10 protein-coding genes are annotated in these 12,423 nt (G+C 35.6%); 6 read left to right on the plus strand and 4 right to left on the minus strand.

Going from position 1 to position 12,423, the window contains the following annotated elements; translation table 11 throughout:
• Positions 1-63: 63 nt before the first annotated feature.
• The gene (locus tag EXE09_RS03265; RefSeq protein ID WP_130116336.1) at positions 64-1,527 is read right to left on the minus strand and encodes a phospholipase D family protein; all 1,464 of its coding nucleotides are present in this window, start codon (positions 1,525-1,527) and stop codon (positions 64-66) included.
• Positions 1,528-1,611: 84 nt separating this feature from the next.
• On the minus strand, positions 1,612-3,747 hold the full coding sequence (znuD, locus tag EXE09_RS03270; RefSeq protein WP_130116337.1) for a zinc piracy TonB-dependent receptor ZnuD: 2,136 nt from the start codon (positions 3,745-3,747) through the stop codon (positions 1,612-1,614).
• Between the two features lie 134 nt (positions 3,748-3,881).
• On the opposite strand from znuD, the gene EXE09_RS03275 reads away from it, so the two are divergent.
• From EXE09_RS03275 to EXE09_RS03295, 5 genes are all read left to right on the plus strand, one after another.
• On the plus strand, positions 3,882-4,652 hold the full coding sequence (locus EXE09_RS03275; RefSeq protein WP_130116425.1) for a DUF4184 family protein: 771 nt from the start codon (positions 3,882-3,884) through the stop codon (positions 4,650-4,652).
• A 197-nt stretch (positions 4,653-4,849) separates the two neighbouring features.
• Positions 4,850-6,637, plus strand: a complete 1,788-nt coding sequence (gene aspS / locus EXE09_RS03280; protein ID WP_068972860.1) for an aspartate--tRNA ligase — start codon at positions 4,850-4,852, stop codon at positions 6,635-6,637.
• A gap of 154 nt (positions 6,638-6,791) precedes the next feature.
• Positions 6,792-7,019, plus strand: a complete 228-nt coding sequence (locus EXE09_RS03285) for a hypothetical protein (protein WP_068972859.1) — start codon at positions 6,792-6,794, stop codon at positions 7,017-7,019.
• A gap of 12 nt (positions 7,020-7,031) precedes the next feature.
• On the plus strand, positions 7,032-7,904 hold the full coding sequence (locus EXE09_RS03290) for a lysophospholipid acyltransferase family protein (RefSeq protein WP_130116338.1): 873 nt from the start codon (positions 7,032-7,034) through the stop codon (positions 7,902-7,904).
• Between the two features lie 212 nt (positions 7,905-8,116).
• Positions 8,117-9,025: a VirK/YbjX family protein gene (locus tag EXE09_RS03295; protein ID WP_162994899.1), complete on the plus strand. Its 909-nt coding sequence runs from the start codon at positions 8,117-8,119 to the stop codon at positions 9,023-9,025.
• Between the two features lie 79 nt (positions 9,026-9,104).
• Here EXE09_RS03295 and EXE09_RS03300 read toward each other — a convergent pair whose 3' ends face one another.
• Positions 9,105-10,304, minus strand: coding sequence for a hypothetical protein (locus EXE09_RS03300; RefSeq protein WP_165382030.1), 1,200 nt, complete (start codon positions 10,302-10,304; stop codon positions 9,105-9,107).
• A gap of 128 nt (positions 10,305-10,432) precedes the next feature.
• On the opposite strand from EXE09_RS03300, the gene EXE09_RS03305 reads away from it, so the two are divergent.
• The gene (locus EXE09_RS03305) at positions 10,433-11,644 is read left to right on the plus strand and encodes a hypothetical protein (RefSeq protein ID WP_130116340.1); all 1,212 of its coding nucleotides are present in this window, start codon (positions 10,433-10,435) and stop codon (positions 11,642-11,644) included.
• 17 nt (positions 11,645-11,661) lie between these two features.
• Here EXE09_RS03305 and EXE09_RS03310 read toward each other — a convergent pair whose 3' ends face one another.
• Positions 11,662-12,420, minus strand: coding sequence for a glycosyltransferase family 25 protein (locus EXE09_RS03310; RefSeq protein WP_130112925.1), 759 nt, complete (start codon positions 12,418-12,420; stop codon positions 11,662-11,664).
• Between the last annotated feature and the right edge of the window lie 3 nt (positions 12,421-12,423).

Consider the following 12,423-nt stretch of genomic DNA (forward strand, 5'->3'; position numbering starts at 1 on the left):
TATCCTCATTCTGCAAAGAGAGGAAACTCCTTCTCCCTTTGGGAGAAGGTTGGGATGAGGGTCTTAAAAAGTCGACAACCCACTCCATTCCATAAAACGATAGACGCCATATTTGAACTTAGATTCATCAGCAAATTTACTATAATCCACACTCATATTTCGACCATTCAAATTTGACCAAGCTGTATTAAAATACTGATCTGCGTCAATGAAAACTTGTTGTTGAGGTTGCCCCACAACACGTAAATCAGTTTCCAAATTATAATTTTTTAAATTACGTGCGGTGAAGTTCGCTGAACCTAGAATCATTTCCGCAGATTGCGCATTACGTTTCACAATCATTTTGCTATGGCATTGCTCACCTTGGGTATTACACCAACGTACATCAACACCCGCATCATGTAACTCAGATGCGACCTGACGGTTGGGAATACCATTCTTTTGACGACCAAATGCATCTTTATTTGGATCAAGTAGAACTCGCAATTTTACGCCACGTTCTTTGGCAGCAATTAAACCTTTAACAATCTTACGTTCCGACAAATAAAACATTGCTAAATCGATTTGATCACTGGCTTTAGCCGTATCTAACATTTTCACAACTGCATCATAAATTGCTTTTTCTGTGAGTACTTGAACTTGTGGATCATTTCGGTCTTCAGGTAATTTGCCTAAAATCACAAAAGGCATATCACCACCTGACATATGTGCCACAGCTTGTTCTGTTTTTAAAAGATCAGTGGCAATTGCACCATCAACAATTAAAGCAACATTGGAATGACGTGAACTACCATCATGCGGATTTGCTGAAGTCACTAAGGTCTTCCAACCATCATCCGTATCAACCACAATCGTTTTACGGTGATTGGCTTTGAAATTAAATAAATTTAAATAGCTTCGTACTGTTATTTTTTCTTTACCAAAAGGATTATTTAACCAACCTTTTTCAGGATTATTGCCTATATCTTGACAACACAAATACCAAATTCCAGACCATGTTGGATTAGATGTACGAAGCGGTACAAGATTGGTTTCTATAACTTCAATTCCGCCTAAACGTAACTGGCGATACTGTTCTGGTTGAATGCCACCATACACGGAGTTAATTGGGTCGGTAATAAACTTAATCTCAAGTGTTGGATTGACGATTTTTTGATTAATCAAAGCTTCCGTCAATTGATGAGTTAATGCTCTTTGCTGAATTTTAGACTCACCCACCTCACTGTTAAATAAAAACATATCGACGACAATGGTGGTTTTCGCTTGCTTAATCAATTGCAAAGCTTGGTCAAAGATAAGTTGATCAAGTTGTTGTTGCCCTTGAGCATCGATATACGTTTCATCTGCAATAAACTTAACCTTGGCATGACGAAGTTGACCTGTAAAATTCAATCCCTCTGGTAAAGGTTTGTAGGTGTGATAAATCGCGGACGATAAATATCCTAAAGCCAATACACCCAAAATGATACTGAAATAGCGTCGTTTGGACCAATTCAGCTTGTTATGAATTTTATTAAAAATACGCATAAGAAAAAACCTAGTCTACTCAGGTCAGACTAGGTTTTTTCCCATTATTTTTCAATAATGATTTGGTGAATGAATGCGAATAATTTAGAACTTATAATTTACACCGACCACAAAATTACGTCCGATTTGTGGGATATTCGCTAAGAAAGAAGTGTGCTCATAAACGGTTTCATCAAGCAAGTTATTGGCATTGAAAAATACACTTGCTTCTTGCTTACCTGACAATGGATATTTATATGCAACGCCCACATTGACCATATTATAGCCTTTCGTTTCAGCCTCATAAGCTGCAAATTTATCTTGATTAAACACATGATAATATTCAGCAGAACCAGACCAATGATCATCAAAATCCGCTTTAACACGTGTACCTAAGCGACCTGCAGGCACTCGTGGCGCATTTTCATCTTCAATTTTACCACGCACATAGTCACCAAATAAACTGGTGTTATAAGTGTCATTCCACTGATAAGCCACTTCAGCTTCAGTACCATAAAACTTCGCATCGGCTTGACGATATTCAATCAAACGAAAGTTTTCATACTGATCTAAAGTTTTGGCATAAATATAGTGATCGAACCAATTATGATACACATGCACGTGATAACTCAGTTGATCACCCTCATAATGTAGCCCTAACTCCACATTATTGGATTTCTCTTTATCCAAGTTTTCATTGCCCAATTCATAAGTATTGGTGGCGAAATGTCCACCATTTGAATATAGCTCTTGTGCAGTCGGCAAACGCTGTTGATGGGATGCTGACAGAGATAATGTATAATCTGGTTTAAACTCCCAATTTGCCGCACCTGATACAGAAAAAGCATTGCCATCATAGTCTTTTTGTTTTGAATCAATCTCGATTTTTTGATGATCAAAACGTGTGCCCAACTCCACATGCACATCGCCAAACTGACGATGCTCTAAACCAAATAAACTGTATTTTTGGGTTTTGTTCGGTGCAAAAATCGCTTCTTCACCTGAAATATCCAATTTCTGCTGGCTGGCTTGTACACCCCATACACCTTCCCACTGTGCAATTGGATTATGGACTAGCTCAATACGACCTTCATAAGCTTTGCTTTCAAAAGTCGTCATGGCTTCACTACCTTCGATTTCATCATGTTGATAATCGGTATAGCTCGCCTGTGCACGTAATTTTTTAAAACCTGCAAATGGCTCATTCAGCTCAGAACGGAAATCATAGCGCTCAGTTTTCATATCAATCCACGGCCCTGCACCTGAATGGTCATGGTCGTGTTCATCATGTGCAGAATGCTCATGTTCATCCGAATGATCATGATCGTCATGCCCGCCACAATGTAAATGATCACCATGTGGATGACAGGATTCATATTCATGACTATGCCCTGGCAGACCATATTTGTCTTGGCGATTGCTATAAGAGACACCTGCAAAACCACGTTCACCAATCCAAGATAAACCGACATTGACGTTGTCAGATTCAGAGAATGTATTGCCTACACGACGTTCTTTTATAGTGTGAGTATGATCACCATGATCTTCGATCACACTATAATTTGGCGTAATATAATCATTAGCTTCACGTTTTAAGCCTTCCACACGCAAAGCTATATTTGAACCCAAGCCGAGCGTTACACCTGCATGTCCTAATTTTTCATCATTGCCTGAGTTGTAACGTACGCCAACATTACCTTCGTAGCTATTTTCAGGCATGACTGTTGGAATTTTAGTATCTACAACATTCACCAAACCACCGACTGAACCTGCACCATAGAGCAAGGTTGATGGCCCACGAATCACCTCAACTTTCTGCGCCAGCTGAGGGTCAACAGTAACAGCATGATCTGGAGATAAACTCGATACATCCATACTTTCTGTTGCATTTTGTGTCACTTTCACCCGAGCGCCATCCTGCCCACGAATCACAGGACGACTTGAACCTGAACCAAAAGAATTAGAATACACACCTAATTCATCTTTCAAGGCTTCGCCTATCGTTGTGCCTGCTTGTTGCAATTTTTCACGTGAAACAGTCTCATCCACCTCCCCAAAATCTTTGTCTGAACGAACCAAAGGATGTGCTGTTACTTTGATTGTTTCTAATTGTTGAGGTTGCTGTGCTGTATGCGCTTGAAATGAACTAACTTGCGCAGAATTGGTTTGATCATCTGCCCAGATAGATGTAGTAAAAACAGCGGTAATAGAAAGTGTCAGGACACTTTTTGAAAAAGACATGGAATGCTCTCGAAGCTCAGTACTCTTAATAAATGTTATATTATAACATTTCTATTTTTTTGCAATAAAAAACATTCCCATTAAAAGATTTTGTTTAGAATCAAATGAAAATGATCATTCAACCTTTTAAAGCGATGCCTTTTACCCTTTCTCATGCTGTTTTAGCACCACCACTTTCTAAACTTTCAGGCAATCGTCTGCCAATAGCAGCAATAGCGATTGGGACAATGACACCTGACTTATATCGACTGTTGGTTAAAACAGAAATTCATTTAAATCACCAGTTTAAAGGCATCATTTATCCTGATCTGTTGGTCGGTTTATTCTTTTGTCTTTTATGGTATGGCTTATATCGCCCATTTCTTTTTAAATTTTTGGGCTTAAATAAACCCTTAAATATCAACTCGATCACAACTTTCATTCATTTTCTTATCTGGATGATTTTGGCAATCATCATCGGTACAGCCACACATATTATTTGGGATGGTTTGACCCACTTAGATTTTAGAACATTTGCATTTCATGATTTTTTAGCCCAACCCATAACACTTTTTCAGCATACCTATCCCATGCACAGGGTTTTGCAAATTGGCTGTTCTGCCATTGCGCTGCCTTTTTTAGCATGGATGGGAATGCATTATTTTTTTAAATATCGAATGGATCATATCTCAACTTATAAAACTCAGGTGTTTGGTTTTTCCTTATTTCTCATTTCATTATTTAGTGGCTGTTTTTATTATATATATTTCGCAAAAACTCAAGGTTTCATCCCACAACAGACTGACCTATATAATTGGATTGGGTTCTTTGTCAAAGGTTTTACCCAAGGTGCGATGCTGTGTTTTACACTAGGTTGTCTTTTGTTTAGTTTTTTGAACTATCGTAAATATTTTGATGAGATTTAAATTAAGATTTAGACTTTGCCGATTTAATCACTAAAGTTTTATTCAAATCAGCTTAAATTTATAAGGCAATCTCTTAGTTTTTAGTCGAAGTCCTTGTGACTGCCTGCTCAAAGAGGCATAATCTCACATTACATTTTTAGGCGATGCGCTGTTTACGTATTCGCTTCCTTAACCCATATAGTTGGATTTCTAACGCTATGATGCGAACTCATTATTGCGGTTCTTTAACCGAAGCTCAAATTGACCAAACCGTTACATTATGCGGTTGGGTTCATCGTCGCCGTGACCACGGTGGTGTTATTTTCCTTGATATGCGTGACCGTGATGGTCTAGTGCAAGTGGTCATCGACCCAGATACACCTGAAGCTTTTGCAACAGCAGACAAAGCACGTTCAGAATTCGTATTAAAAATCGTTGGTCGTGTACGTCGTCGCTATGAAGGCACAGAAAATGCCAATATGGTGAGTGGTCAAATCGAAGTTTTAGGTAAAGAAATCGAAGTTCTTGCTGCATCTGAAACTCCTCCATTCCCATTAAATGATGAGAATGCCAACATTTCTGAAGAAGTACGTTTGAAATATCGTTTCCTCGATATTCGTCGTCCTGAAATGATTGACCGTTTACGCTTCCGTTCTAAATTAACGAATTTAATTCGTAACTATTTCGAAGAAAATGGTTTCTTAGACGTTGAAACACCAGTTTTAACACGTGCGACACCTGAAGGTGCTCGTGACTATTTAGTTCCAAGTCGTGTGTCTAACGGTAGCTTCTATGCACTTCCACAATCACCACAATTGTTCAAACAGTTGTTAATGGTGGGTGGTATTGACCGTTATTACCAAATCGCTAAATGTTTCCGTGACGAAGACTTACGTGCGGATCGTCAGCCTGAATTTACTCAAATCGACGTTGAAACATCGTTCATGAGTGACGATGACATCATGGATTTGATGGAAACTTTAACGATTAAAATGTTCAAAGAACTTTTAAATGTTGAGTTCGACAAATTCCCACGTATGACTTATGCAGATGCGATGCGTGATTATGCATCTGATAAACCAGATATGCGTATTCCTTTGAAATTGGTTGACGTTGCAGACATGATGCAAGACGTTGAGTTCAAAGTATTCGCAGGTCCTGCTAAAGATCCTAAAGGTCGTATTGTTGCACTTCGTGTACCTGGTGCAGGTGCGCTTCCACGTAGCCAAATCGACGAATATACTAAATTCGTTGGTATCTACGGTGCAAAAGGCTTGGCTTATATCAAAGTCAACGAACTTGAAAAAGGCATTGAAGGTCTTCAATCTCCAATCGTTAAATTCATCGAGCCAATCGTGCTTGATTTGTTGAAACGTGTTGGTGCTGAAAATGGCGACATCGTATTCTTCGGTGCAGATAAAGCCAAAGTTGTGAACGATGCAATGGGTGCTTTACGTATCAAAGTTGGTCACGACATGAAACTTGCAACATGCGAGTGGGCGCCACTTTGGGTTGTTGACTTCCCAATGTTCGAAGAAACTGATGATGGTAAATGGACTTCTGTTCACCACCCATTCACACTGCCAAAATCAAGTGTTGAAGAAGTGAAAAACAATCCAGGCGCTGCACTTTCAGTTGCGTATGACATGGTATTGAATGGTACGGAAGTGGGCGGTGGTTCACTGCGTATCTTCAACCTTGAAATGCAAAAAGCGATTTTTGAAGCGCTTGGTATTGGTGAAGAAGAAGCAGAAGAGAAATTCAGCTTCCTATTGAATGCATTGAAATTTGGTGCGCCTCCACATGGTGGTTTGGCATTCGGTCTTGACCGTTTAGTGATGTTGATGACAGGTGCATCTTCAATCCGTGACGTGATTGCATTCCCGAAAACCAAAACAGCTGAATGTCCATTGACACAAGCGCCAGCACCAGTTGAACCAAATCAATTGCGTGACCTAGGTATTCGCTTACGTGAAAAACCAAAAGCTGAAACAAAAGAAGCTTAACTCTTTTAGATCAGTGAAGACCCTGCCATCGCGCAGGGTTTTTTAATGATTCAAACAAGTTACATGTAGATAAATACATCGAAGCTGATATTAAATTGAGATTCGTTCTCAAAAATGGCATACTAAGCTCGTTCTTTGACAAGGTAATTCTCCCATGGCTATGCGTCCCAATGTTCGTCGTCATACGATTATTCTTATTGCGTTTTCTCTGATTCAATGGGGCTTTGTCTTATATATCCTCAACCATCAACTTTTTGATTTAGATAAATATCAACGTATTTTATTATTCTGCTTAAGCTGTTTTGGTGGTGGTTTTCTGATTATGGCATCATTGATTTATTTGGTTGTTAAAGGCAATGACAATCGTGATGAAGCGCGATAATTAAAGCCATACATGTATAACTTACTCAAAAATTTCTCGCGCCTACCAATGCCAATGCTTCAGACATTGGCACGTGGTGCTGGTAGTATATTATTTACTACACATTCTTCAGCACGACGTACGACTGAATTGAATATTAATGCTGCATATCCTGAACTAGATAATCAGCAAAAAATACAATTGGTTAAGGCGAGTTTAAAAAGCCAATGTATGACTTATGTCGAATCTATCAAAGTTTGGGGTTCATCACCTGAATTTGCATTGTCACAAATCAAACAAGTACATAACGCAGAAATTTTCCTAGAAGCTTTAAAAAATCCCAATGGCACTTTAGGTGTGGTTCCTCATTTTGGGACTTGGGAAATCATGAATGCGTGGGTGAATCAGCATACAAGCCCTGTAATTCTATATAAACCCAGTAGAAATAAAGACCTAGATCGTTTTATGCTGGAGTCTCGTGAACAATTAAAAGCTACACTCGTCCCTACAGATGATACAGGTGTTCGCGCTTTATTTAAGCATTTAAAACAAGGTGGATTTTCAGCAATCCTACCCGACCATATTCCGAAAGATTCTGGTGGCATCTATTCAGATTTTTATGGGCAAAAAGCTTTTTCCTCCACTCTACTTTCTAAATTAGCAGCAAAGACCCAATGCTCAGTCGTTGGACTAACCTGTATCCGTCGTCCAGACTACTCTGGCTTTGATTTACACTTCACAGAATTATCAAAAGAGATCAACTCAAAAGATTTACAGCTTTCTGTTGATACTTTAAATAAAGAAATGGAACGAATGATCAACATCGCACCAGAACAATATTTATGGGCTTATAAGCGTTTTCGCAAGTTAGAAGGTGGGAAGAATTTGTATAAACCTAAATCGTAATATTTTTAGCTTAGCTTAAGAAAGAACATCAAAATTACTTTATAGTTGTACCAATAACTAAGTGTAATCTAGAATTAAGACCATGCTTATTATCCTTACAAAACTAAGCTATCATATACATTTAGAAACTTGCATTAAAATATCATTTCTAAATTCTGACTTGACGTAAATTAATTTATATACAACATAGATGTATATATAAGGTAATGACAATGTTTAACCCATTTTATTATTGGCTAGTAATCCCATTTGTGATTACTCAATCGTCTTATTCAAAATATACAAGATATATTTTAAGATTTTTATTAGACTGGAATAATAACTTAAATTGGGTTAAATATCTAAATTCAGGTCCGCAGATCATCCAATGGCGATCAGAACATGAAGCTGACTTTTATCTTAAATTTCATAATGCTTATTTAAGTAATAGCTTTGACAATAATCAAAAACTACTAAGCCTCACTAATCATTATGATTGGTTATTTTCAAAAGTTAACACTGAACTATGTGAAAACAAAGCTCTCCCATTACTTCAATATCAAATTGAAGGAGAAAATCCACAGCTTTTAACACTTAATTTACACTTTAAAGGTAAACATCGTAGAGAGGGTGAAAGTTGTATTCTTCTAGAATTAGATGGGCAAGTTCAATATGCTTTGAGTTTCTCATATATTATTCTAAATGGAGAACCAACATTCTTTATTGGAGGGTTACAAGCAGGAAAACAAGATAAAATTAATCTGGATACGATTAAGCATTTAACAAAATCATTATATGGTTTACGACCTAAACAACTGTTATTACATAGTTTATCTACACTTTGTGAGTTCTATGAAGTTAAACATATTGTAGGTGTATCTAATCAAAATCATTTCTATCAACATAGTCGTAAAAAACGCGATCAAAATCGTGTAAAAACCAATTTAGATGAGTTTTGGTTAGAATTTGGTGGATCATTAGACCCTTCAGGTAACTATGTATTTAATCCACTAAGCAGTCAAATTGATTTATCTGAAATTGCGTCCAAGAAAAGAAGTCAGTATAGAAAGAGACAGTTAATTTTAGATGCATTAACTGAACAGGGAAATCAACAACTTGAAATGGTAAAAAAAATTAGTTAATACCCAAAAAGATATAGTATTGCTTACTTTTAAATAAGAAATACTATATCGACTCTAAGTTAAATTTTATATAAATTTATCAAAGACCTATTTTATTTTTGAGCTTTATAAAATTAAATTTTAAAAAGTATACAATCATAAAAAAAGGATTCGTTCTTATATCTTTCAGTAATTTATTTTGATATTCAAAGTCGCGCTCTATCAAGTTAATACGTTTCATTTTTTTTGTATACTGCTTTTGCGCCTCTAACAGATTTAGACTTGCTACCTCTTCAACATTTAAATGATTCAAGGATTCATTTTCTGCTACGATTCTTTGCAATTTATTTTTTATTGCTTGTTGATCATCAAAACGTACCCAATAACACAATAATAAATAAGCTAAATATTTTTTCTGAAATAAATTCAAACTGTAATTCTGCTCATCATTAGTAAAAACTTGTTTAATCTGATCTATTTGAGTGATGCAATGAGTAATAACCGACCATTCACTTTGACCAAAACAATACACTTTTTTATTCAGTATTAACGCTTCTAAACTCACGCCTGAGTTACAAGCCAAAATACTTTTACTAAGTTGTATAAGTTGAGTGATATCACTATTAGAAACTTCGAGCCATTTATTTTCCTGGCATAATTTAAAAACTTGCGCTTTTAATAACTCAGAATCACATTTAGGATGAAGTTTAATCACAACTTTCTGTTGAAATTTTTTAGCAAATAAAGAGACTTCATTTAAAACATCAACAACATCTAAATATGCGTGATCAGCAACACTATCCGTTCTAACTTGAAGTGCAAATAATATAAAACCATCATCTAAAGTCACTTTAGCTTTTGACTGTTTATATTTAGACAGCCCTTTTTTCAATTGTTGTATATAAGGCTCTAAAATATCATCTGGTTTTTGAATTTTCTCAATTTCACTCTTATACTTATCTAAATTTTGAGCAATATCAGCCCACCCACCATAACCCTTTGGATCTATAGAATACAGCCCCTTTATAGGAGCCTCTTTATAGGACCAGATATTTGATGGATTCTCATAACTATGAAACGATAAATAAGGATTCGAAGTATTATTACGAGGTATTCCATAGGTTGGATAGCTCACTGGAAGCAAACTCACCACTAAATTCAACTCAATTAAACTAGTCGTAATATTATTCAAAAAAATCATATTATGATGATCTGCTTTTTTTACCCAATCTTGTGGGTATTCAAAAATAAATTTCTTAGCTTCCACGATAAAAAACATAACCAGTTGAATTACTAGCATTTTAACATCTTCACACATCCGTTTTAAAAATTTTTAACTTTATTAAAACAATTATTAGTGTTAAATTAGTACCAGAATTCGAGCAAAAAATAATGCTTTGATTTTATTATGTATTTTATGGTGTACCCATGTCTCAACATACGATTGAAATTGTTAAAATATCTCCTTGTATTATTCCAGATAACAAGCCATACAATCGTACAGCTCCTCGTGAAGCACATTTACAACCAGATGATTACCAAGAGAAATTTGATTACAAGACATTAAGTTTCGATACTTTTTATTCTGAAGGTAAAGTTATCTTATCTGGGCCACCTCTGTACGGCTTAGAAAAATTTATTGAGAATGGTAAAATCTTATTAGATGACCAAGATCATACTCAAAATATTAAAACTATTCATTTTGATCGCACTCAAAGTAATCATATTACTCAAATTGAAACACAACCGCATGAGCTTACCTGGGAATATGAAGATATTTCAATTCACACCCAAGTTAATAATCATTTCTTAAATGAATTCAAAGGTAAAAAAGTTCTTTTTACGCTATCCAAAAATAATAAATTTGAATGGATTTATGATTGGATTTTGTTTTATAAGAAATATCATCATATAGATACTGTTTTATTTTATGACAATAATTCAAATAATTACTCACTTGATGAGCTTAAAATCTACCTCGAAGAAAAAGAATTAGATATTGATATTTATCTAGTTCCTTGGAATTTTAAATATGGACCACAAGGTGGTATTTATAGTGGCAAAGGTAAAACACCTTGGGATTCCGACTTTTGCCAATATGGTATGTTTGAACATGCAAAACACCGCTTCTTAAAATATTCTGCTGGTGTAATTAATGCAGATATTGATGAGTTAGTCATTACTCCAAATGGATCGTCTATTTTCGAATTACTCGCTGATCATAAAGGGCTACTCTATCCAGGCTATTGGATTCAATCCATTCCATTAGGGGATAATAAAGAGACTCGTTTCTTTAATTATGCCTATAGAAGTAAAGATGACAAGCATAGTGATAATAAATGGTGCATAAACCCTTCTAAATTAGATGATCAAACTCAATGGAAAGTACACTCTATTCGAAAAACTAATTTAAAGAGTTTGAAAGGTGTCTATTATGCGCATTTCAAAGCTATCAATTACAATTGGAAAACTCAACGTGTAGACAATATAAGTTATAACGAGTCTAAACATTATATAGATCATAATGTTTATACCCAGCTTAACAACTTGTTTCCTCACGAATCCCCTAAAATTGCACTATCCTCTCAGACCATATCGACAGGACTTTTTGAAAAGATTAAAGCAATATTTAAAGCATAAATCTAAAAATGGAAGTATTAAATTTTACTTCCATTTTTATTTAATAATTTATTATTCATCGCGATAAAACGAGTTTTCCAAGTTCTGATTTGTTTTTTTACACTGAATGAGAGTGTATTCTTCTTCTTATTACTTCTGTTTACATCAATCACACTTTCAAAGCCACTTGGTCTAACCAAGGGTTCCCAAACAGATAAACCTTTGCTGCTCTCACTCAGCCAAGCTTGTAAAAAATTATCAACTGGCATAAAGATTTCTAATCCACATTCAATGAATTCCTGAGCACCTTTACGCGACCAGACAAGTCCAATAGTTCGAATTGGGAAATAATACGCCTGCAATAATTCATGTCTGTCAAAGGTTTTAAGCGTTTTACAAATTTTCTTTTTCTTAGGACCAATATTAATTAAGTTCCATTCAAATGTTTGATTATTTTGTAAAAAATCTAAGATCTCATCTATACTTTTTTTATAATCATCTGCCAGCTTCATATCATCTTCTAAAACAACAAGATAATCCGCATCAGTAGCTAAAAATTTTTGGATACATCCAACATGACTCAAATAGCAGCCAATCTCACCATTAAGCAGGCTACGTCCCATGACTTGTTTTGCTTTATCATCATTATAAGTTTCAAAGGCTTCTAAAGGCTTACCACGACCATCTACAGCAGGAAATCTTTCAAACTTAACATTTTGAGCTGTCAAAATTTCTGAAGCATTTTTTAAACGCTCATCACTGCCATCTAAATTAATCAGATATGTTTCAACTTTCATGAA

Origin of the sequence: Acinetobacter sp. WCHAc060025 (assembly GCF_004209355.1) — a bacterium.
GTDB lineage: Bacteria > Pseudomonadota > Gammaproteobacteria > Pseudomonadales > Moraxellaceae > Acinetobacter > Acinetobacter wuhouensis.

Bases quoted from the DNA above. Each gene is read 5' to 3' on its own strand.
- EXE09_RS03275 (WP_130116425.1), top strand. From the start codon at position 3,882: ATGCCTTTTACCCTTTCTCATGCTGTTTTAGCACCACCACTTTCTAAA.
- EXE09_RS03290 (WP_130116338.1), top strand. From the start codon at position 7,032: ATGTATAACTTACTCAAAAATTTCTCGCGCCTACCAATGCCAATGCTT.
- EXE09_RS03300 (WP_165382030.1), bottom strand. From the start codon at position 10,304: ATGCTAGTAATTCAACTGGTTATGTTTTTTATCGTGGAAGCTAAGAAA.
- aspS (WP_068972860.1), top strand. From the start codon at position 4,850: ATGATGCGAACTCATTATTGCGGTTCTTTAACCGAAGCTCAAATTGAC.
- EXE09_RS03305 (WP_130116340.1), top strand. From the start codon at position 10,433: ATGTCTCAACATACGATTGAAATTGTTAAAATATCTCCTTGTATTATT.
- EXE09_RS03265 (WP_130116336.1), bottom strand. From the start codon at position 1,527: ATGCGTATTTTTAATAAAATTCATAACAAGCTGAATTGGTCCAAACGA.
- EXE09_RS03285 (WP_068972859.1), top strand. From the start codon at position 6,792: ATGGCTATGCGTCCCAATGTTCGTCGTCATACGATTATTCTTATTGCG.
- EXE09_RS03295 (WP_162994899.1), top strand. From the start codon at position 8,117: ATGTTTAACCCATTTTATTATTGGCTAGTAATCCCATTTGTGATTACT.
- EXE09_RS03310 (WP_130112925.1), bottom strand. From the start codon at position 12,420: ATGAAAGTTGAAACATATCTGATTAATTTAGATGGCAGTGATGAGCGT.
- znuD (WP_130116337.1), bottom strand. From the start codon at position 3,747: ATGTCTTTTTCAAAAAGTGTCCTGACACTTTCTATTACCGCTGTTTTT.